We start from the raw sequence: 21,142 nt of genomic DNA, 5'->3' as shown, positions 1-21,142 counted from the left end.
TTTATTTTGTTGAGGATTTTTTTTGTTTTATACTTTAGTTTGATACATCCTTTAGATTCTTGTCTTTAAATGTTTGTGCCTTGTTTATTTGTGAGTTTTTAGTGTTATCTTTCTTAATTTCTATTCTCTTTTCAAAGAGAAAACTACTTTACAATAAGCTTAGGATAATTATTATAATTAATCTCATTGTCAATATTATGAGGATATAGAACGTTTAATAGCAATACAATTTTTCGTTTAACTAAGAACTCTTGAAATCAATATAAACAGGAGAATATGCAATGTAATATGTATATTTTAAAAAAGCATATTAGAACTTATAGTTCTATTTTGATACTGTAAACAATATATTTATATATTGTCCTAAAGTTTAACCTTATCAGTTATATATACATATATCTTAAACAAAAAAAGAGATCTTTTGAGACCTCTTTTTTTTGTTATTCTAGTATTTATTATTGTTTAATTACTCGGATTGTATTTGTTTGATTCTCGATGGATATTATTATAAAATAAACTCCAACTTGAACATTAGACATGTCAATATTTTGAATAGTATTTTGAAGGTCTATACTTATAATACCTTGACCTAAAACATTAAACACTTCGACTTTATCAATAGCTCTTGATGATTTTATTTTCAATATATCTTTAACTGGGTTAGGGTAATATGTAAATCCTTCAAATGTATTATGTTGAAGACCTAAGCTACTTGATGACCAAGCACAAATATTAAAGTTTCCTTTTAAATCATCACCAAATTCCCATACACGTATAAGTAAGACTTCTCCTGGCGTTCTTCCTATGATAGTTACACTAGAGAATAAATTATCACCATTATTATCGTCACAAGCAATTTCGATCAAAGTTCCAGACGAACCAGAGTAAACCTCCATAATGGTATCAAAAATAGGATTATCATCAGCAAGAGAGGTTTCAATGGTGAGATTCCCTGAGGATGGCACCATGACTTTAAACCATACATCTCCAGCACATAACTAGAGCATGAAACTTTATTATCATTTTCAATAGAATTAGTAGCTCTTGCATTTGTAGCAGTAACAATTGTTTCACAAACGTTGCTACCCACTGGTAAATTCATACCACCAGAGATTTCATCATTATCTGGAGGACATTCCGACGAATTTCCATCCTCTCCTATGACAACTATCGTGATGCTCAAATTTTCTGTAGAGCCGCACAATCCTTCTCGTTTTACAAAATAGGTGGTTGTGGTTGTTGGTGATACTGTTATACTTGATCCTGTTCCAATAGGGCTATCGGTTTCCACGTTAACATCATCAGGAAAAATATATTCTGAAATACATGAAGTCTTATTATACCAATGAATATTGGCATCTGTACCATTAATACCACCTGAAGCAGTCAAAGTTGTTGAGTTACCTAAGCATATCGTATAGTAACTAGCAGAAACGACTTCTAGTGCTGTGGACTTTATACATGTTTCTAAGGTAAACGGAGTGCTTTGTATTTGGTTATCTGAAACTAAAATAGTCCCATACTCATCGGTGAGGGTGTATCCTTCACCTAAATTACAGCATACATTATCTCCAAAAGCATCGTAAATGGTGAAATTATAAATACCATCTATTAGACAAAATGTTTCTGCATAATCTAAATTGGCATAAATAGATGGAATACCTAGCGCATCATCTAGACCTTCGTCGTATGGACCACCAGAGGCGACGATTTCTCCGTTTTCATTTTTAATATCCCAACTAATATCTTGAGGGTATTCATCAAAATTAATTAATAAGGTTATTACTCTATTTGAGTCTCCAGGACACGCTGGGTCTTGTGTATCATAATTGTAGGCAAGTCCTTGAGAACTGAGTAGTAATTCTCTGCCTCCCAAATAAGATTCAAACGTTGCTCTCATTCTTTGTTTTTGACCCTCAGTGAATAAATTCTTACAGGCATCACTAGAGTAATCCATGTAATTTTGTACCATATCTACTGAACCACAAGACACAGATCCTATTTGGTAACCAAAATTAGGATTATCGCTATTTGGAGTGTCGGAAACCAAGTCATCAAGAAGGCAATTAGTATTGGGACCTTCTCCCCAAATATGAATTAGATTTAGCCAATGCCCAACTTCGTGTGTAGCTGTGCGACCCTTTTTATTCGGATTTATATTTCCAGTACTACCACCAACCCAAAAATAGTCAACCTAAATGCCATTGGTAGGTCTATCAGGAAAGTTATAAACTGGATATTGTGCGAATCCGCTTAATCCTTGAGGGATGTCAGCAATCCAAAAGTTTAAATACGATCCAGAAGACCAGCCATCTTTACCACCAACATCTGAATTAGAAATATAATCTTGACCTTGACCTTCAACAACCGAAATATCTGTTGCATTATAGGTTCGGGTAATTCCGGTAGTGGGAAAACCACAAGGATCATATTGTGCAAGGGCAAATTCAATTTCAGTATCAACAGCTTGTGGCCAAATGTCATCAGCATCAGTATTTAAACGTCTAAAATCTTGATTTAGAGCGTCAATTTGTGCCTGTATGAGTTCGGCTGATATGTTTTCCTCATCATCATGATATACGACATGCACCACAACAGGTATGTTAATCACTCCGCTTATAGATCTTAAACTTGGATTTTCTTCTAATTGTTTTATTTTTTCTTCCATCACCCTCCTTCTCTCTTTGAGATTGGGATCTTTTTTTAATTGTTCTTTATAAAGTATATCGGTACCACAATGTTCTTGAGCAAATGCTAGTTGAGTTAAACAGAGGCAAAGGAATAGCGAAAAAAGTAAAGATTTACACATGTGTTTTTGATGATTAGTTGATGATATTAATAGCTCAAATATGTTATGATTAACACATTACTAAATTAAACAACACTGTGTCATTTGTCAATCACATCTTAATGTGGTATTTGATCATATGCCAAACGATATCTGAGACTGAGTTCTTATGGATACTATCGACTACGATACTATTTATTAATATTTAGAAGTACATTAAAAAAAAAAGGAGTTTAGAATCATCTTGTATGTGTATATTTGCTATATAACTCATACAATTTTTATAGTATTATTGGACGTTTCTCAATGAGAAGAGTTACTATTTAAACATACTGTCCATGATTGTTTTTAACCCTTTAAAGGCAAAATAGATGGCTAGGATACAGAATATTGAAGCAACAATTAGAATAGGGATATAAAGTGATTTTTCTGAATTACTCAATGCCACATAAAAAAGGGTAGGACCTAGAAACATTAAAACTAAAGCTATTCCCATGGTTTTAATTCCTTTTACAAGTAAGTTTTTATTTGTTCTTTTGGTTTCAGTTTCCATTGCTATAATTTTGTATCACAGTTCTTACGTTTTTATGTTTTTCTAACAAACTCTGAGCTTCTTCAAAACTAATATTTAATTCCTTTACAAGCATTTTGATACCTCTATCAACCAACTTGTTATTGCTCAATTGCATGTCTACCATTTTGTTGCCTTTTACTTTATTCAACTTAATCATGGTAGATGTTGAAATCATATTAAGTACTAATTTTTGAGCTGTTCCTGCTTTCATTCTAGAACTTCCAGTTACAAATTCTGGACCGACAATAACTTCTATAGGATATTTGGAAACTTGAGATAATGGGCTGTTTTTATTACAAGTAATACAACCTGTAACAATTTTATTTAAATTACATTTTTCTAATGCTGCTATTACATAAGGTGTTGTGCCAGAAGCTGCAATACCAATGACAACATCTTTTTCTGAAATATTAAAATTTTGAAGATCTGTCCATCCTTGGTTTGTTGAGTCTTCGGCAAATTCTACTGCTTTTCTTATAGCTATATCTCCTCCAGCTATAAGGCCAACAACTAGATCGTGAGAAACTCCAAAAGTTGGAGGACATTCTGAAGCATCTAAAATACCTAGTCTACCACTGGTTCCTGCACCAATGTAGAATAATCTTCCACCAGTTTTTAGTTTAGATACTATTTGTTCTATTAGTAATTCAATTTGTGGAATTGCTTTTTCTACAGCCAAAGGCACAGATTTGTCCTCAGTATTCATATTGGTCAATAATTCATTTATAGTCATTTTTTCTAAATGATTATAATTTGAATCTTGCTCAGTAGTTTTTGTGAATTTCATAATGTAAAAATAGCTATTTTTTTCTTCTGCGTTAGTGGTAGAAGTGACATCCTCTTACATTTTTGTAAGAGATATAACGGATGACACGACACTTTGTAGTTTTGCTACATAGGGTAACGCCCAAAATTTTAAATTATATATTAAAAGGTAAGTTGTTAACGTCCACATTTCCTCCTGAAATAATGATACCTATTTTGTTGTTTTTGAATTGTTTTTTTTCTTTTAAAACTGCAGCAAAAGCTACAGCACTTGATGGTTCAATGATAATTTTCATGCGTTCCCAAATAAAGCGCATTGCTTCAATTATTTCAATTTCGGATACCCTAAAAATGGAATTCACATGTTTCTGAATTATGGGGAAATTATGATGACCTAATTGAGTTCGTAAGCCATCAGCAATAGTATTAGTTGTTTTATTGGATTCTATCTTTCCTGATATTAATGAACGATATGCGTCATCAGCTTCTAACGGTTCTCCTCCAAAAACGTGACAATTATTCCCGAAATAATGAGTTGCTAATGCAGAGCCAGCTATGAGTCCACCTCCTCCTACAGGACAAAATATGGCGTCCAGGTTTGGTTGTTCATAAAGTAATTCAATTGAAGCTGTGCCTTGTCCTAGAATAACATTGGGATCATTAGAAGGATGAATAAAAGTTGCTCCAGTATTATTTACAATATTATCTGCAGTAGATTGTCTTGCTTTAGTTGTTGGTTCACATTCAATAATTTGTCCACCATACTCAATAACAGCATTTTTTTTAACCTGTGGAGAATTTGAAGGCATCACAATCGTTGCTTTTACTCCTAAATTTTTAGCAGCTAAAGATAAAGCTTGAGCAAAATTTCCAGAAGAATGTGTTACTACTCCTTTTTGTTTTTGCTCTTGAGAAAGTAGCATAATCGCATTTGTTGCTCCACGCATTTTATAAGCACCACCCTTTTGAAAGTTTTCACATTTAAAATATACTTCAGCATCTATACGATTATTAACCAAACTAGAGGTTAACACAGGAGTATTATGAATGAAGAGTTTAATTCTATTATGGCAATCTATTAGATTCTCTTTTGTCATAGTGTAAATTTACAATATGTTGGAAATAAAAAAAAGACCGTCATAAAAGACGGTCTTTAAATTTATAAAACAAATAGATTATTAATCTATTATTTTGTTTAGAGTAGTACTAGGTTTCATAGCGTTAGTAGTTATATCTTCATTTGGTTGAAAATAACCTTTAAGGTCTACTTCATGTCCTTGAACAGAATTTAACTCATCAACGATTTTTGCTTCATGAGCTTGTAAGTCTTTAAATACTTTAGCAAACTCGTTTTTCAAATCTTGATCTTTAGTTTGGTTAGCTAGAGCTTCTGCCCAAAATAAAGATAAATAAAAGTGACTTCCTCTGTTGTCTAATTCTTTCACTTTTCTAGAAGGTGATTTTCCATTAGACAATAATTTTTCTGTAGCATCATCTAAAGTTTCTGATAAAATGATTGCTTTTTTGTTGTTATTTACATTTCCGAAGTGCTCTAAAGAAACCGCAAGTGCTAAAAACTCACCTAGAGAATCCCAACGTAAATGGTTTTCTTGTAAAAACTGTTGTACATGTTTAGGAGCAGAACCACCAGCACCAGTTTCAAATAAACCACCACCATTCATTAAAGGAACGATTGATAGCATTTTTGCACTGGTTCCTAATTCTAGAATAGGAAATAAATCTGTTAAATAATCACGTAATACATTTCCTGAAACCGAAATTGTATCCTTACCATCCTTGATTCTTTCGAGTGTAAATTCTGTTGCTTTAATAGGTGAGAGGATTCTTATATCTAAACCAGTTGTATCGTAATCTTGTAAATATGTATTTACTTTTTTGATTAATTCGGCATCATGAGCTCTCTTTTTATCTAACCAGAAAACTGCTGGAGTTTTTGAAGCTTTAGCACGTGTAACAGCTAATTTTACCCAATCTTGAATTGGCGCATCTTTGACTTGGCACATTCTCCAAATATCACCAGCTTCAACTTTATGGGATGTTAGAACCTTACCTGAAGCATCAATAATTTGAACTTTTCCATTTGAAGCTATTTCAAAAGTCTTATCGTGAGAACCATATTCTTCTGCTTTTTGTGCCATGAGTCCAACATTAGGAACTGTTCCCATTGTTGTTGGATCAAAAGCGCCATGTTTTTTGCAGAAATCTATAGTTGCAGAGTAAATACCAGCATAACTACTATCTGGAATAACTGCTTTTGTATCTTGTAATTTGCCTTCAGCATTCCACATTTGACCAGATGTACGAATCATTGCTGGCATAGATGCATCAATAATAACATCACTTGGAACATGTAAATTTGTAATACCACGATCACTATTAACCATTGCCAAATCTGCACTATGATCTAGAGCAAATCTAATATCGTCTCTAATTTCGTCGCGTTTATCTTCTGGAAGTTCACTTAACTTTTCTAAAAGATTCCCAAAACCATTATTAACATCAACACCTATTTTTTCAAAAGTATCACCATGTTTTTCAAATAAATCTTTGAAGAATACTCGTACAGCATGACCAAAAATAATTGGGTCAGAAACTTTCATCATTGTTGCTTTCATATGTAATGAAAACAATACACTTTTATCTAAAGCATCTTCTACTTGTTCTTCTAAAAACTGAAGTAATGCTTTTTTACTCATGATTGTAGCATCAATGATTTCGCCTTTAAGTAAATCTAAACCTTCTTTTAAAATTGTTGTAGTACCAGATTTATCTGTGTGAACAATTTTCACTGTTGTAGCTTCTTCTAGAGTAACAGATATTTCATTGTGAGCAAAATCACCATGAGTCATTGTAGCAACATGAGTTTTAGAATCTTTAGACCATACACCCATTGAGTGTGGGTTCATTTTCGCAAAATTCTTTACAGCTTTTGGTGCACGTCTATCTGAGTTACCTTCACGCAATACTGGGTTAACAGCACTACCTTTAATTTTATCATAACGTACTTTGATTACTTTTTCATCATCATTAGAAGGCTCATCTGGGTAATCAGGTAATCCGTAACCGTGTTCTTGTAATTCAGAAATTGCAGCTTTTAACTGCGGAACTGAAGCACTAATATTAGGAAGTTTTATAATATTTGCATCAGGGCTTTTTACTAGTTCTCCTAATTCTGCCAACACATCTGGCACACGTTGTGACTCGTTTAAAAAATCAGAAAAATTTGCCAAAATACGAGCCGCTAGAGAAATATCTCTACTTTCAATATTTATGTTTGACGATTTAGTGAACGATTTTATAATAGGTAACAGTGAATGTGTTGCCAAAGCAGGAGCTTCATCTGTTTTAGTATAAATGATTGTAGGAGTATTTGCCATAAAATATATAGAATTTAGTATATTAAAAAAGCTTAGAAATTAAGCTGTGCAAATATACGAAAAATTGAGGTTTTTTTGAAATGTATAAATCACTAAAACATGCCTTTTTATGGATGAAGTATTTATTTTATTAAATGCTATTAAATCAATAGTAGAGAATTGGTTTTTAATCAATTTTTAGTCAATGTTAATCTGAAATATATCAAGAAGTCCTAAAGCATTTTCTGCTGAAAAGCTAGCATTCTTAATTCGGTTGCTATTTGGATTCATACTAAGATTGTAAGATGTAGAGAAATCTACTTTTTCTAAAATGGATTGATCAAAAATGGTTTGGTATAAATCACAGTTCTCAAATGTAGAACCACTTAAATTTACATTGGTAAAATCAGTTTGTTTTAGTTTACAATCTTTAAATGTTGTGTTTTTAAGCTCTAAACTATAGAAAGAAGATAAATTAAGTTGTGAACCAATAAAGGTCATAGACATTAAAAATGAGTTGCAATCCTGAAACGGGAAACCAACAAGTTTACAATTTTTGAATGTCACATCATTTAGACTCGTGTTTTTTGCTTTTACCATACTAAAATTACAATCAATAAACTTACACTCTAAAAAACTTATAGAGGAAATATAAGATTCAGAAAAATCACAATTAATAAACGTGCAATTATCATACTCTGCTAGAGCTAAGTAATCAACAGTGAAATTATGACTTTTAAATGTTTTATCACTTATATATAGGTTCATGTATTAAGATGGTTTGAGAACCCAAAGATAAAATAAGAATCTTATATAAAAAACAAAAGCCATATCACTGTAGCTGACTACTTTGACATGGCTTTTTTGAAATAGCTTTACTTAATTTATTTAACAATGCTGTTAAAACTAAGACTAAAAACTACTGTTCTCAAGTCTTATTCAATTTATGTATCACTAAATCAATGAAACGGTTCATAACTTTCAAAATGTATTGACCTGTTACTACTAGGTTTCGTTTTTAGATTGTTATTCTTGATGTATATTGTTTACTATCTTTCACTTTCGTGTTAAATACCACAATAACATTGCTCTTCCTTTTCGCATTTACTTTCGTTTCTGCTACTTTTTCTAAGCTTTCCACTTAAAACCTATTACCTGTTTGCACATCTAATACACTTTAAGCTTCATGGTTTTATAGTTACATGCTTACACATACTTTTTCTAAAACCTCAAATAACAATACTATATAAAGAACGTTTCTTTAATACAATTTAACATTAATTTGAAAGTTAATTCAAAACCAAACTAAGTTTGTTATTAATTGTTTAGTAAAATTAGGTTTTTATTTGAGGATTTCCAATTTATAGGTGATTTAGATATTCACATCTTATAAACCGTAGTTATTAACTTTTGTTGATAACAGGCTAAATATAAAAAGCCTTGACAATTAATTGTCAAGGCTTTATGAATTTTATGTAGTCGAAACTTATTTTCTTCTAACTTCTTTAATTCTAGCTTTCTTACCAGTAAGACCTCTAAAGTAGAAGATTCTTGCTCTTCTAACTTTACCTTTCTTATTCACTTCAATTTTTTGAAGTGCAGGTAAATTAATAGGGAAGATACGCTCAACACCTACAGTACCAGACATTTTTCTAATTGTAAATGTTTGAGAAGAACCAGATCCTTTAACCTGTAATACAACACCTTTAAAAAACTGTGTACGTACTTTTTCACCTTCTCTAATTTCGTAATACACTGTTAATGTATCACCAGCTCCAAACTCTGGAAAATCTTTTTTTGTTACAAATTCGTCTTGTACAAATTTTACTAAACTCATTTTATACTATTTATAATGATTGTTTCAAATCAACATTCACGATTCTCGCCAGAGGTTAATCCAAAAGTGGGTGCAAAGATAGTTAATAATTGATTATGCACAATTAATAATTAATTTTTTTTGGATGTTCCTTTTTGCTCATTCCTACAAGGTTTTCAAAACCTTGTAGAATCACAAAACATTAGTCATCCAAGACTCGCTTCCGCTAAAATGCGAAGAGCTCAAACAACCCTTTCAACTGAGAAGCAATCATGGCTACTTATTTAAACAATAAGAATGCACGAATAATCCTTAACACAAGTTCTATCTAACTAAAATGTAAATAAAGAAACTGTATTATGAATCTAAAAATTCATTTTTAGGCATATCTTTTTTAAAGTCGTTTACAACAAAAAGTAAAAAACCAATACAAAATAAGGCATAAGCTAATCCACTAATGATATTTATTATAGCATTGATTTGAATAAATGTATCCATACCATAATGTCCAGATATTAAACCCATAAAAATGCTACCAGTGTTTAATATAAAGGCAGTTATACTACCAATTAATATGAGTATTGTTGACGTTGTTCTTTTTTTAGAATACAACATGAAGCTTGCTACGATAACACAGATGCCTGCAAGAAAATAAATGACAGAACTTATTGAGTAAAGAAATTCGAAATGATCCATATCATATGATTTTAATCTTCCAATAAATCTGGACGTAATTTTTTAGTTCTTAAATAGGCTTGTTCTTCACGCCATTTTTCGATTTCCGGAAAATTTCCGCTAAATAAAACCTCAGGAACTTTCATCCCATCATACTCTCTTGGTTTTGTGTAAATAGGAGGAGCAAGAAGTCCATCTTGAAAAGAATCAGTCAATGCAGACGTCTCATTACCTAAAACACCTGGAATAAGTCTAATGATTGCATCACACAAGACAGCAGCACCAAGTTCACCACCTGACAATACATAATCTCCAATAGAGATTTCTCTAGTTATAAACTTATCTCTAACGCGTTGATCTACACCTTTATAATGTCCACAAAGTATAATAATATTTTCTTTGAGTGATACTTGATTGGCAATACCTTGATTAAGACGTTCACCATCAGGAGTCATATAAATAATCTCATCATAATCACGCTCGCTTTGTAATTTGGTAATACATTTATCTATAGGTTCTACCATCATCACCATTCCTGCACCACCTCCAAACTGAGTGTCGTCTATAGCTTTGTAGCCACCTGTTGCAAAATCTCTTAAGTTGTGAAAATGTACACTTACCAAATTAGCTTCAATTGCACGTTTTAAAATAGAAGCTTCAAAAGGGCTTTTAAGCAATTCTGGTAAAACGGTTATGATATCTATGCGCATTGTTTGTGATTTTGGATTGCAAAGATAGGGTAATTATAGGTTGAACAAAAAGCTAATTATGATTAGCCGATTTATCATTTGTTATTACTCCAAAAAAACTGCAAATCACTATCCTTAACAAATCCCAAGCGTTCATATAAATGTTGTGCAGGATTATCAAAAGCCGTTTGAATAACCAATCCTTTATTGTTTTCTGTTTGGCATAATTGCTTTGCACGAGAAATCAATGCCTCACCAACACCTTGTCCACGATGTGTTTCACTTACAAACAAATCATTAAGCATATAGATAGGTTTCATTGATACAGACGAAAATAAAGGGTATAACTGAGTAAACCCAATAGCTTTATCATTGTCATAGGCGATATAGATGACAGAGTCGTTTTTAATCATACGCTGTTTTAAAAAACGTTTTGCAGATTCAATGTTAGAATCTTGTTTGTAGAACGTACGATAGTCATCAAAAAGTGGTGCTAAATCGTTAAGGTCTTTGAGTTTTGCGCGAGTTATAATCATAAAAAAAATCTGTAATTAAAATTACAGATTTTTATTGATATTGTGATGAAGATACTGAAACAAGTTCAGTAAGACGATTTGTTAAGCTTTCTTCTGCTCATTAATCATGTCTTGCAATTGACGTCTTACTTTTTGTTCACGCTCTAAAGCATTTCGTCTATGCTCTTCAAATTCTTCTTCTATTTCCGCTAAACTTTTATTAGCTTGTTTAGTAACAGCATTGCTACTTTTAAATCTATAAATAAAGAATAACAACAATGCAGATAATACTCCAACAATACTCCAAAGCGTCAAGCTATAATTTGGTTTTGTCATTGGTATTCCAAATAATTCCATACTGTCTTTTTCTACAATGGTATTATCTAAACTTGTTTTTGTATTACTAAGATTTAATTTTAAATCTTCAATTTCTTTGGCTTGCGTTTCTACGATAGCTTGTGTATCATTTAAATTTTTGTGCACTGCTTTAAGCGAATCAATAGTATGAGCTTTTAGTGCATACAACCACGTTTTTTTTACAGTTTTGTAATCTTGCCAACTGTTTGATCGTCTAATGACATATTCAAATTGATTATCAATTGTACCACTATTTAATGATAGTTTTTCGTCATCGTTTGTGCCTTGTGCGTTTGTAGTAGAAAACAATAAAAGTGTTAATACTGTGAGTAAAAGCGTTTTAAAAAATCTCATTTTTGGTTTGGTTGAAAATTAATAGCTAATTAATAGTTGGCAATATAATAATTTATAGTGTAAAAAGTATAAAATTTAGCCTCACAAAATGCAAGGCTAAATTATATACGGTTCAAAATTTATTTTGGATGTTAGTATCTACTAGTAGTATGCAAAGCGTCTTACTTTAGCAATGTACTTAGCTAGCCTAATCACCTGATGGCTATAGCCATACTCATTATCATACCAGATATATAAGATGGCGTTTTTTCCATCTTTACGAACTATTGTTGCTTTACTATCATAAATAGCAGGAGCAGAGCACCCAACAATATCGCTAGATACTAATTCATCATTCATTTCATATTTAATTTGCTCTACAAGATTTCCTTCTAGTGCATATTTTTTCATAACGGTATTAATACTTTCTATAGAGGTCTCCTTATCTAACTCCAAATTAAGTATCGCTAAGGATCCATTAGGTACAGGAACTCTAATAGCATTTGACGTTAATTTGCCTTCAAATGAAGGTAATGCTTTAGTAACGGCTTGGCCTGCACCAGTTTCAGTAATGACCATATTAAGTGCAGCAGCTCTACCACGACGATATTTTCCGTGGAAATTATCTACTAAATTTTGATCATTTGTGTAGGCATGAATTGTTTCTAAATGTCCGCTTATTACACCAAAAGAATCTTCCATAACTTGTAAAACAGGAGTAATAGCATTTGTTGTACAAGAAGCTGCAGAAAATATATCAACCTTGTCTGGATCATGTTCTAAATGATTAACACCATGAACAATATTTGGCACGCCTTTTCCTGGAGCAGTTAATAATACTTTATCTACACCTTTTGATTTTAAATGTCTTTTTAAAGCTTTATCATCTCTAAAAGCACCTGTATTGTCAATAACTAAAGCGTTATTAATTCCGTATTTAGTGTAATCTATATCTTCTGGATTATTAGCAGAAATAATATTAACTGTCGTACCATTAATAATAAGTGCACTGTTTTTAGTATCTGCAGTCACAGTTCCTGAAAAATCACCATGTACAGAATCGTTACGTAATAAAGATGCACGTTTTTCTAAAACAGTTTCATCTATAGCACCACGAGTAACAATAGCTCTCAAACGTAATTGACTTCCTTTACCAGTCCTAGTCATTAATTCTCTAGCAACTAAACGACCAATTCTACCAAAACCATAAAGAATAACATCTTTAGGCTCAATGGCTTTATTCTTTTTTGCATCTTTTAGTTTAGCGGCAACAAAAGCAGTAGCATTGCTATAAGTTTGATCTTCTAAATGAAACTCGTAAGTTAATTTTCCAATATCTAATTTAGCAGGAGGCATGTCTAAAGCTAAAATAGCTTGAGCAATTTCTACCGAATCAAATATAGAGATTGGCTTTTGTACAAATTCTCCAGCATACTCGTGAAGATTTAAAATTTCGCTCACATTGCGATCAATTAATTGGTTTCTAAAAAGCACCAATTCAATTGATTTGTCGTACCAAAGATCGCTAACAATCTTAATAAATTCTACTGTAGCTCGTCTTCGATCTGCTTGAAAAGCAAGTTCTTTTTCGTAAGTTCCGTTAAAACCCATTGTCATTAATTTAGTGTTGTGTTGTATAAATTTTTTGCAAAAATAGTATATTTCAAACGTTTTCGTAGTGTAATATTGAAAAATTAAAAAACCTTCAGAAAACTTAATTTCTGAAGGTTTTTTTCTACTAACTAATTCACTAACTAATCCTATTGGAAAATAACTTCCTTACGTTCTAAATTGGAATTCATATATTCTAACTTAAAGATTGCGTCTTGTGTACTACCGTATTTTGCAACAAAACTTTGAATATCTTCAATAGTTTTAATTGGGATATCGTTAATACCTGTAATAATATAACCAGGTCTAATACCTAATTTAGCATATAAGAACTTATTTTTATTGTTTTGAACAACTACACCATTTGTGATTTCTGTCTTCTTTTTAAATGTCTGCGGAAGATTACGTAACTCCATATCTAAAAAATCAACACTTACAATATCACTTTTTGAGAGCGTCACAGGTATCGATTTAATTTCGTCATTTCTTAAAACTTCAACAGTTACAACATCATTAGGTCGCTTTGTTTTTAAATAACCACTTAAATCTGAAAACTTAGATATTTCAACATTATCAAGTTTCGTTATAACATCACCACTTTTAATTCCTGCTTTTTTTGCTCCTGTATTGTCTTCAACTTCATTCACAAAAAAGCCTTCTGTTGCATTTACGCCATGTTCTTTGGCAATACGACTAGGCAAAGCTCCACCTGAAACACCTAAAATTCCATCTTGTACATCTCCATATTCAATAATATCTTGGATGATTTTTTTCGCGATATTACTAGGTACTGCAAATGAATATCCTATATAAGAACCAGTTTGCGAAGAAATAGCAGTATTAATACCTATAAGTTCTCCACTAGAATTTACTAATGCTCCTCCAGAATTCCCTGGATTAACAGCAGCATCTGTTTGAATAAAAGATTGCGAATTTCTACCAGATAAATCACGTGCTTTTGCACTAATAATTCCTGCAGTTACTGTAGAAGTTAAATTAAACGGATTTCCAACTGCTAAAACCCATTCGCCCACTTTTGCAGTATCAGAATCACCAAATGCTACCGCAGGTAATTCATCTTCAGAGTCAATTTTTAAAAGAGCGATATCTGTTTTTTCATCAGTTCCTATGAGTTTAGCTTCATAGACACGATTATCATTAAGTGTAATTGAAATTTCGTTAGATCCAGCAATTACATGATTGTTAGTAATTATATAACCGTCTGGTGAAATAATAACACCACTTCCTGTTCCTACTTGTGCTCTCTGCCTAGATTGACGACCATATATTAGGTCTTCAATAGTTTGAGCTCGCGTAACCAATGCCGTATTTTTCACGTGAACTACAGAGTGAATTGTGTTTTCTGCAGCTTGAGTAAAATCTGGCGTATTAACGTTTAATGCGTTTATAGAACTAGTGTCATATGTCGCATTTAAAAATGATGGTTGCGTTTTGCTGTCTTTAACTGTGACCGCTTGTTCAGTGTTTAAAAAATAGGTGTAGGCAGATAATGCAATTATTCCACCTAACACAGAAGCAACTACTAAGGTTAAAATCTTTTTCATTTGTTATTAGGGTTTTTATTGTTTAAATCTATTAACGATTAAAATTAACTAATTATTGAAATGAAAATTCAACTTTAACGATTTTTAACGTCACTATTAACGCTCATTTAACAGTCCGATTTTTGATTCATTATTCCTATATTTGCACGACTTATGAAACTTACTTTCTATAAATATCAAGGAACAGGAAACGACTTTGTGATGATTGATAATCGTCAGCACGTTTTTGATAAAGCTAATACGAAACATGTTGCGTTTTTATGTGACAGACGATTTGGTGTTGGAGCAGATGGTTTGATATTGTTAGAAAATCATGACTCTTGTGATTTTAAGATGGTATATTTTAATGCCGACGGAAACGAAAGTTCAATGTGTGGTAATGGTGGACGTTGTATTACAGCTTTTGCTAACTTTTTAGGTGTGATCAAAAATGAGGCAACTTTTGAAGCTATTGATGGTTTGCATAAAGCCACGATAAAAAACGGAATTGTGAGTCTGCAAATGCAAGATGTCAATACGGTAGAAAAACATAAATCACATGTATTTTTAGACACAGGATCTCCACATCATGTTCAAATGGAAGCTAAATTAAAGGGTTTTGATGTGAAGTTCTTCGGAAGAAAAATTCGCCAAGGTTCGCCGTATAATGAAAGTGGAAGCAATGTTAACTTTGTTTCTAAAATTTCCGATGAAAAATTTGCAGTAAGAACTTACGAAAGAGGTGTAGAAGATGAAACCTTATCCTGTGGAACAGGAGTTACAGCTGTAGCTTTGGCAATGCATTTTATTGGAGAAACCGAAAAGAATCTAATTACACTTCAAACAGAAGGTGGCGATTTGCAAGTGGCTTTTGAAACCACAAATACCAGCTATAACAATATTTGGCTTATTGGACCTGCAACTCAAGTTTTTAAAGGTATTATATAATGATAACACTCAAAGGAGAACATATTTATTTGAGAGCGTTAGAGCCAGAAGACTTGGATTTTATTCACAGGATTGAAAATAATCAAGATATTTGGGAGATTAGTAATACGATTACACCTTATTCTAAGTATTTAATAAAACAATATTTAGAGCAAGCGCATAAAGATATTTTTGAGGTCAAACAATTGAGACTCGTTATTTGTGATTTTAATCATGTCGCTCTTGGAATGATAGATGTGTTTGATTTTGATTTTAAAAATAGACGTGCTGGTATTGGGATTTTGATAAATGATTCGGCTAATAGACAAAAGGGCTACGGAAAAGAAGCACTACAATTATTGACAAGCTATTGTAAGTTTCATTTAGATTTACATCAATTGTATTGTAATGTTTCCGAAGAAAACGAACACAGTTTAAAATTATTTAAAAATCAAGGTTTTGAAATCATAGGACTAAAAAAAGATTGGAACTACGTTAATGGTTCTTATAAAAATGAATACTTATTACAAACGATATTAAATGTACATTAAAAAAATAATTTGGGCAATTGCCATCATTGGTTTAATCCTAGCAGCAATTTTTGGTTACTACATCTATAATGCAATGCTAGCACCAAATACTGCATTTAATAATGATGAGGCTTATATTTATGTGCCTTCTAATGCCAATTATGCAGAGGTTAGAGAGCAATTAGAACCGTTGTTAAAAGATATCGATGCTTTTGATGCTTTGGCAAAGCAAAAAAAATATACCACAAACCTTAAGGCTGGACGTTTTGCAATTAAAAAAGGGATGAGTAATAACGATATTATTAATTCCATCCGTCAAAATAATTTACCACTCCAAATTGCTTTTAATAATCAAGAGACATTATCAAAACTGGCTGGTCGTATAAGTACGCAAATTGAAGCTGATAGTCTTTCGCTATTAAAAGCGATGACAGATCCTGAGTTTTTAACAGCTAGTGGATTTACAGATAAAACAGCACTTGGGATGTACATTCCAAATAGCTATGAGTTTTTCTGGAACACATCTGCAGAAGGATTTAGAGATCGCATGTTGAAAGAATATAATCGCTTTTGGAATGATAGCAGAAATGCCAAAGCAAAAGCTATTGGTTTAACAAGAGATGAAGTGATGACTTTAGCATCTATTGTTCATGAAGAATCTAAACAAGCGAGTGAGCAACCTAGAATTGCTGGTGTTTATATGAATAGAATTAGAATTGGAATGCCATTACAAGCAGATCCAACATTGAAATTTGCAGCATATCAATTACCAGAATATCAAAATACGATCATTAAAAGAGTGCTTAACAAACACAAAGAGATTAAATCTCCATACAATACGTATATGAATACGGGTTTGCCTCCAGGTTTAATTGCTATGCCAGATGTGTCTGCAGTTGATGCAGTGCTTAATTTTGAAAAGCATAGTTACTTATATTTTGCTGCTAATGCAAAAAAGTTAGGCTTTCATAAGTTTGCAAAAACATTAAGTCAGCATAATGCAAATGCAAGAGAATATCATAACTATTTATCGTCTCAAGGAATTAATAGGTAATGGTTAGAAGTCGTTACATACGTCTTGTTTTATGTTGTTTTGTAACACTATTTGCTAATTATCAATCACAATCTCAGTCTAAATTTGATTCTTTTTTAAAGCCAAATGACTCATTAAACACGTCACGAAGAAATGCTGTTGTTATTACTGAAGCATCTTTGGCAACTCTTACATTAATTGGTTTAGATCAATTGTGGTACGCAGATTTTGAACGTTCTAAATTTAAAACGATTAACGATTCTGATGAGTGGTTTCAGATGGATAAATTAGGACATGTTTTTTCTTCTTATCAGATTGGTAGAGTAGGAGCTAACGCACTTAATTGGGCTGGAGTTAATAAAAACAATCAACTTATTTATGGTGCAACTTTAGGCTTTGGTTTTTTAACAGCAGTAGAACTTTTTGATGGTCATTCTCAAGAATGGGGATTTTCATGGTCTGATATGGCAGCCAATGCAGCTGGAACAGGATTATATATTGGTCAAGAATTACTTTGGGATGAACAACGCATAACTTTAAAGTATTCATTTCATCAAACTCAATTTGCAAATCAACGACCAGATAAATTAGGTGATGGCTTTTTGGAGGAAGTTTTAAAAGATTATAATGGTCAAACGTATTGGTTGAGTGCAAATGTCAATTCTTTCTTTAAAGGGAGTAAATTACCTAAGTGGATTAACGTTGCATTTGGATATGGAGCAGAAGGCATGTTGACAGGAAAAACTGAAACTGTTGATAACCTATTTATAACTCAAAATAGGAGGCGTCAATTTTATCTTAGTTTGGATGTAGATTTGAGTCGGATTGAGACAAAATCGCGCGTTTTAAGAACGATTTTTGACGTTTTGAACGTCATAAAAGTTCCAGCTCCAACGATTTCGTTTGACCGAGAAAATGGCACCAAGCTCCACTACATCTACTTTTAACAACAGTTTAACAGCTTATTTTCAGTAACTTAATAAAAGTCGTATATTTGCATGCTGAAATTTTAGGACAGTTTAGGGAACATTTAGTCTTAAAGAAAATTAGCTTTATGATAAAAAAAATAAGTAATTATTTCGTCATTCCATTAGCTATTTGTGCCATGCTTTATTTGGCACTTAAACCTCAAGAATCATTAAATATTGATGATTATTCTACAGCAGGTTTAGAGCTCAACTATGATATGAGTCATGATCTTACTTCTCTTGATGAGGATGCTGAATATGATCATTTACAATTATCAAATCCATTTCAATCAACATACTTGTATTTTCCTCATTTAGGTAAATCTTATATAGGTTTTAAAGAAGCATTAGCTTTTAAAGAATCTAGAGGTAACTATTTTACAGTAAATACTTTGGGTTATTTGGGTAAATATCAATTTGGTGCAGAAACATTAAAACTCATTGGGATTTACAATCCTAACCAGTTTTTATACAATCCAAAACTTCAAGAAAAAGCGTTTTTAGCAAATGCTGAGCGTAATAAATGGATTCTTAGAAAAGATATCAAGCGTTTTGAAGGTAAGAATATAAATGGAGTTGAGGTTACCGAATCTGGAATCTTAGCAGCTGCACATTTAGCAGGACCAGGAAGTGTAAAGAAATTTTTGAGAAGCAACGGAAGTACAAACGTATCAGATGCTTATGGTTCTTCTGTAAGTTATTATATGAAAAAGTTTTCTGGTTATGACACCTCGTTTATAGAAGCTGATAAGAAGGCTAAGGCAGTTTTATAATTTTTATTATTAGGGTTGATGATTTTTCAAATGAGCGAAATTTATTTTCATTATCGCTTTTTGTAGACACCAAAAACAAAATTTGAAGGATTAGATTTTAAAAACTCATCTTCAAATGAGAATAATTTATCTAATACATCAGTTTTCTCTTTATCTAAGTCTATAAAATGATGAGATATATCTTTTAAAGCATTCATTAATATATTGCCTCCATAAGGTTTTTCTATAACAGTCTCAAAATTATCATGTATAGTTGGCATTATACTTATTGAGTCAACACATTCTGATGGATCTGCAACAATCATTCTAATCAACCCAGAGCCAAAGAACCTATTTTTTACAAAATTAGAATTGTAACGCTTTCTATAGGATTTGGGTATTAACTTAAGAGCCTTATTTATTTCTTTAATTTGATGCTTCGGAAATTGTAATCTATTTGGTCCTACATACTCGTTAATGATGAGTAGTCCATCACTATTAAGACAAGTATAAACTTTGTTAGTTAGTAGTTCTTCAACATTTTTAAAATGATGAAGTGATGCATTAAATAGCACAATATCATAATGATTTTGTTGAAAATTGAATTCACTAATATCTGAACAAATAAAATTAATAGTGTTCAAGTTTTTTGTTTTGGCAAGTTTTTTGGCAGCTTCTATTCTTTCATTAGAAAGATCAAGGCAGGTTATTTGTTCGAAATTTTCATACTGCGCTAATTCAATTTCATGACCGCAATGTCCACTACCTAAAGAAAGGAGCTTTAAGTTCGATTTATTTTTAAGAAGTTCCTGTATTAAAAATTGTTTGTAATTAATGTTTGGGTCTCCAGACATCTTCAAATTCTTTCTTTGTTGCACATATGGAATTATCCACCAATTTGAACTTAATTTTGAAGATTTATTGAAGGCGCTTTTAGTTCTTGAAGAATTTGATATTGTAAATTTTGACATTATAAATTGCCATCCTCTTTGTTTGCCTTTCAAGAACGTATCAATAATATCATCAAATGTTATAAATCTCATCATCTAATTTCTAGGGTGTTTGCTAAAAGAATAATTTTGAAAGGCTTAAAAAACGAAATTAGTGTTTTAAATTTAATTCACAATTTTAAAGATTATGAAAAGTTAAAATTGTAATAATAGTGAAGTTGTTAATCCTTATGAATCACAAAAATTGCTGGTCGTTTATGTAGATCTACATTAGCATTTTTCCATTCACTAACGTTCATTGTCTTAATATATTCTGATGGTAATGTGATGTCACAAGCAATACAGACTCTTGTATTTGGATGGAGTGTTGCACAAATATCCTCTAAGATTTTATTATTACGATAAGGTGTTTCAATAAATAATTGAGTTTGATTTTGTTCAAAAGACAAACGTTCTAATCGTTTAAGAGTTGCTTTTCGTTCTGCTTTATCAATTGGGATATAGCCATTAAAAGCGAACGATTGTCCGTTCATTCCAGAACTCATTAATGCCAGTACAATAGACGATGGTCCAACTAAAGGTACAACTTGAATGTTGTTTTCATGAGCGAGCTTTACAATATCTGCACCAGGATCTGCAATACCAGGACAACCAGCTTCAGAGAGTAAACCCATTGATTTACCTTTTTTACAATCATCCAGAAAATTATGGGTTTCTTCTGGAGTCGTATATTTATTTAAAAGCTTGAAGTTTAATGAAGATTGTTGTTTTCTCGAATCTACCTTCTTTATAAATGCTCGAGCAGTTTTTTCATTTTCTACAATATAGTCATCTATCATTTCAATAATTTTTTTTACTGAAATAGGCAAGACTTCCAAAGGAGGATTATCACCAAGACGTGTTGGTATGAGATACAATTTCCCAAAATTGTTTGTCAT

General features: G+C 31.9%; 22 protein-coding genes. 5 read left to right on the top strand and 17 right to left on the bottom strand.

Going from position 1 to position 21,142, the window contains the following annotated elements:
- Positions 1-455: 455 nt before the first annotated feature.
- The 15 genes from WNY78_RS15330 to WNY78_RS15260 all read right to left on the bottom strand — a co-directional run bounded on the left by WNY78_RS15330 (position 456) and on the right by WNY78_RS15260 (position 15,065).
- Positions 456-896, bottom strand: coding sequence for a T9SS type A sorting domain-containing protein (locus WNY78_RS15330; RefSeq protein WP_342874094.1), 441 nt, complete (start codon positions 894-896; stop codon positions 456-458).
- Entirely contained in the window at positions 863-2,158 is a 1,296-nt protein-coding gene (locus WNY78_RS15325) for a M43 family zinc metalloprotease (protein WP_342874097.1), read from the bottom strand. The genes WNY78_RS15330 and WNY78_RS15325 overlap by 34 nt, the downstream gene beginning before the upstream one ends.
- A 36-nt stretch (positions 2,159-2,194) precedes the next feature.
- Positions 2,195-2,668 carry a hypothetical protein gene (locus WNY78_RS15320; RefSeq protein ID WP_342874093.1) on the bottom strand — a complete coding sequence of 158 codons (474 nt, stop codon included), beginning with the start codon at positions 2,666-2,668 and terminating at the stop codon, positions 2,195-2,197.
- Between the two features lie 439 nt (positions 2,669-3,107).
- A complete protein-coding gene (locus WNY78_RS15315; protein ID WP_342874092.1) occupies positions 3,108-3,341 on the bottom strand; it encodes a DUF6095 family protein in 234 nt (77 codons plus the stop codon).
- Positions 3,331-4,149 (bottom strand): N-acetylmuramic acid 6-phosphate etherase, encoded by an 819-nt coding sequence (murQ, locus tag WNY78_RS15310; protein ID WP_342874091.1) that lies wholly within the window; start codon positions 4,147-4,149, stop codon positions 3,331-3,333. Before murQ ends, WNY78_RS15315 begins: the two co-directional genes overlap by 11 nt.
- 133 nt (positions 4,150-4,282) lie before the next feature.
- On the bottom strand, positions 4,283-5,224 hold the full coding sequence (locus WNY78_RS15305) for a pyridoxal-phosphate dependent enzyme (protein WP_342874090.1): 942 nt from the start codon (positions 5,222-5,224) through the stop codon (positions 4,283-4,285).
- An 81-nt stretch (positions 5,225-5,305) separates the two neighbouring features.
- The gene (locus WNY78_RS15300; RefSeq protein WP_342874089.1) at positions 5,306-7,525 is read right to left on the bottom strand and encodes an NADP-dependent isocitrate dehydrogenase; all 2,220 of its coding nucleotides are present in this window, start codon (positions 7,523-7,525) and stop codon (positions 5,306-5,308) included.
- 177 nt (positions 7,526-7,702) lie between these two features.
- On the bottom strand, positions 7,703-8,272 hold the full coding sequence (locus WNY78_RS15295) for a pentapeptide repeat-containing protein (protein ID WP_342874088.1): 570 nt from the start codon (positions 8,270-8,272) through the stop codon (positions 7,703-7,705).
- A 718-nt stretch (positions 8,273-8,990) separates the two neighbouring features.
- Entirely contained in the window at positions 8,991-9,341 is a 351-nt protein-coding gene (gene rplS, locus WNY78_RS15290) for a 50S ribosomal protein L19 (RefSeq protein ID WP_040279939.1), read from the bottom strand.
- 336 nt (positions 9,342-9,677) lie between these two features.
- On the bottom strand, positions 9,678-10,016 hold the full coding sequence (locus WNY78_RS15285; RefSeq protein WP_342874087.1) for a hypothetical protein: 339 nt from the start codon (positions 10,014-10,016) through the stop codon (positions 9,678-9,680).
- A gap of 11 nt (positions 10,017-10,027) precedes the next feature.
- Positions 10,028-10,705 (bottom strand): tRNA (guanosine(37)-N1)-methyltransferase TrmD, encoded by a 678-nt coding sequence (trmD, locus tag WNY78_RS15280; protein WP_342874086.1) that lies wholly within the window; start codon positions 10,703-10,705, stop codon positions 10,028-10,030.
- A 74-nt stretch (positions 10,706-10,779) separates the two neighbouring features.
- A complete protein-coding gene (locus WNY78_RS15275; protein ID WP_342874085.1) occupies positions 10,780-11,220 on the bottom strand; it encodes a GNAT family N-acetyltransferase in 441 nt (146 codons plus the stop codon).
- Positions 11,221-11,301: 81 nt separating this feature from the next.
- A complete protein-coding gene (locus WNY78_RS15270) occupies positions 11,302-11,910 on the bottom strand; it encodes a tRNA (guanine-N1)-methyltransferase (RefSeq protein ID WP_342874084.1) in 609 nt (202 codons plus the stop codon).
- 141 nt (positions 11,911-12,051) lie between these two features.
- Positions 12,052-13,500 (bottom strand): glyceraldehyde-3-phosphate dehydrogenase, encoded by a 1,449-nt coding sequence (locus WNY78_RS15265; protein ID WP_342874096.1) that lies wholly within the window; start codon positions 13,498-13,500, stop codon positions 12,052-12,054.
- Positions 13,501-13,649: 149 nt separating this feature from the next.
- On the bottom strand, positions 13,650-15,065 hold the full coding sequence (locus tag WNY78_RS15260) for a trypsin-like peptidase domain-containing protein (RefSeq protein ID WP_342874083.1): 1,416 nt from the start codon (positions 15,063-15,065) through the stop codon (positions 13,650-13,652).
- Between the two features lie 153 nt (positions 15,066-15,218).
- On the opposite strand from WNY78_RS15260, the gene dapF reads away from it, so the two are divergent.
- The 5 genes from dapF to WNY78_RS15235 all read left to right on the top strand — a co-directional run bounded on the left by dapF (position 15,219) and on the right by WNY78_RS15235 (position 19,275).
- Positions 15,219-15,992, top strand: coding sequence for a diaminopimelate epimerase (gene dapF / locus WNY78_RS15255; protein ID WP_342874082.1), 774 nt, complete (start codon positions 15,219-15,221; stop codon positions 15,990-15,992).
- Entirely contained in the window at positions 15,992-16,522 is a 531-nt protein-coding gene (locus tag WNY78_RS15250; protein ID WP_342874081.1) for a GNAT family protein, read from the top strand. Before dapF ends, WNY78_RS15250 begins: the two co-directional genes overlap by 1 nt.
- Positions 16,512-17,555 (top strand): endolytic transglycosylase MltG, encoded by a 1,044-nt coding sequence (gene mltG, locus WNY78_RS15245; protein WP_342874080.1) that lies wholly within the window; start codon positions 16,512-16,514, stop codon positions 17,553-17,555. Before WNY78_RS15250 ends, mltG begins: the two co-directional genes overlap by 11 nt.
- A complete protein-coding gene (locus WNY78_RS15240) occupies positions 17,555-18,481 on the top strand; it encodes a DUF2279 domain-containing protein (protein WP_342874079.1) in 927 nt (308 codons plus the stop codon). Before mltG ends, WNY78_RS15240 begins: the two co-directional genes overlap by 1 nt.
- Positions 18,482-18,588: 107 nt before the next feature.
- The gene (locus tag WNY78_RS15235) at positions 18,589-19,275 is read left to right on the top strand and encodes a peptidoglycan-binding protein LysM (RefSeq protein WP_342874078.1); all 687 of its coding nucleotides are present in this window, start codon (positions 18,589-18,591) and stop codon (positions 19,273-19,275) included.
- A gap of 50 nt (positions 19,276-19,325) precedes the next feature.
- Here the strand turns inward: WNY78_RS15235 and WNY78_RS15230 are convergent, their stop codons facing one another.
- Positions 19,326-20,300 (bottom strand): class I SAM-dependent methyltransferase, encoded by a 975-nt coding sequence (locus tag WNY78_RS15230; RefSeq protein WP_342874077.1) that lies wholly within the window; start codon positions 20,298-20,300, stop codon positions 19,326-19,328.
- Between the two features lie 125 nt (positions 20,301-20,425).
- Complete coding sequence (locus WNY78_RS15225) at positions 20,426-21,142, bottom strand: SAM-dependent methyltransferase (protein WP_342874076.1); 717 nt, start codon at positions 21,140-21,142, stop codon at positions 20,426-20,428.

Origin of the sequence: Psychroserpens sp. AS72 (genome assembly GCF_038900375.1) — a bacterium.
In the GTDB taxonomy this organism is placed as follows: domain Bacteria; phylum Bacteroidota; class Bacteroidia; order Flavobacteriales; family Flavobacteriaceae; genus Psychroserpens.
This window is presented reverse-complemented; position numbering and strand designations above follow the sequence as displayed.

Bases quoted from the DNA above. Each gene is read 5' to 3' on its own strand.
- WNY78_RS15260 (WP_342874083.1), bottom strand. From the start codon at position 15,065: ATGAAAAAGATTTTAACCTTAGTAGTTGCTTCTGTGTTAGGTGGAATA.
- WNY78_RS15305 (WP_342874090.1), bottom strand. From the start codon at position 5,224: ATGACAAAAGAGAATCTAATAGATTGCCATAATAGAATTAAACTCTTC.
- WNY78_RS15265 (WP_342874096.1), bottom strand. From the start codon at position 13,500: ATGGGTTTTAACGGAACTTACGAAAAAGAACTTGCTTTTCAAGCAGAT.
- WNY78_RS15270 (WP_342874084.1), bottom strand. From the start codon at position 11,910: ATGAGATTTTTTAAAACGCTTTTACTCACAGTATTAACACTTTTATTG.
- WNY78_RS15235 (WP_342874078.1), top strand. From the start codon at position 18,589: ATGATAAAAAAAATAAGTAATTATTTCGTCATTCCATTAGCTATTTGT.
- trmD (WP_342874086.1), bottom strand. From the start codon at position 10,705: ATGCGCATAGATATCATAACCGTTTTACCAGAATTGCTTAAAAGCCCT.
- WNY78_RS15230 (WP_342874077.1), bottom strand. From the start codon at position 20,300: ATGATGAGATTTATAACATTTGATGATATTATTGATACGTTCTTGAAA.
- WNY78_RS15275 (WP_342874085.1), bottom strand. From the start codon at position 11,220: ATGATTATAACTCGCGCAAAACTCAAAGACCTTAACGATTTAGCACCA.
- WNY78_RS15330 (WP_342874094.1), bottom strand. From the start codon at position 896: ATGGAGGTTTACTCTGGTTCGTCTGGAACTTTGATCGAAATTGCTTGT.
- WNY78_RS15295 (WP_342874088.1), bottom strand. From the start codon at position 8,272: ATGAACCTATATATAAGTGATAAAACATTTAAAAGTCATAATTTCACT.
- WNY78_RS15250 (WP_342874081.1), top strand. From the start codon at position 15,992: ATGATAACACTCAAAGGAGAACATATTTATTTGAGAGCGTTAGAGCCA.
- mltG (WP_342874080.1), top strand. From the start codon at position 16,512: ATGTACATTAAAAAAATAATTTGGGCAATTGCCATCATTGGTTTAATC.
- WNY78_RS15320 (WP_342874093.1), bottom strand. From the start codon at position 2,668: ATGGAAGAAAAAATAAAACAATTAGAAGAAAATCCAAGTTTAAGATCT.
- WNY78_RS15225 (WP_342874076.1), bottom strand. From the start codon at position 21,142: ATGACAAACAATTTTGGGAAATTGTATCTCATACCAACACGTCTTGGT.
- murQ (WP_342874091.1), bottom strand. From the start codon at position 4,149: ATGAAATTCACAAAAACTACTGAGCAAGATTCAAATTATAATCATTTA.
- dapF (WP_342874082.1), top strand. From the start codon at position 15,219: ATGAAACTTACTTTCTATAAATATCAAGGAACAGGAAACGACTTTGTG.
- WNY78_RS15285 (WP_342874087.1), bottom strand. From the start codon at position 10,016: ATGGATCATTTCGAATTTCTTTACTCAATAAGTTCTGTCATTTATTTT.
- WNY78_RS15315 (WP_342874092.1), bottom strand. From the start codon at position 3,341: ATGGAAACTGAAACCAAAAGAACAAATAAAAACTTACTTGTAAAAGGA.
- WNY78_RS15300 (WP_342874089.1), bottom strand. From the start codon at position 7,525: ATGGCAAATACTCCTACAATCATTTATACTAAAACAGATGAAGCTCCT.
- rplS (WP_040279939.1), bottom strand. From the start codon at position 9,341: ATGAGTTTAGTAAAATTTGTACAAGACGAATTTGTAACAAAAAAAGAT.
- WNY78_RS15240 (WP_342874079.1), top strand. From the start codon at position 17,555: ATGGTTAGAAGTCGTTACATACGTCTTGTTTTATGTTGTTTTGTAACA.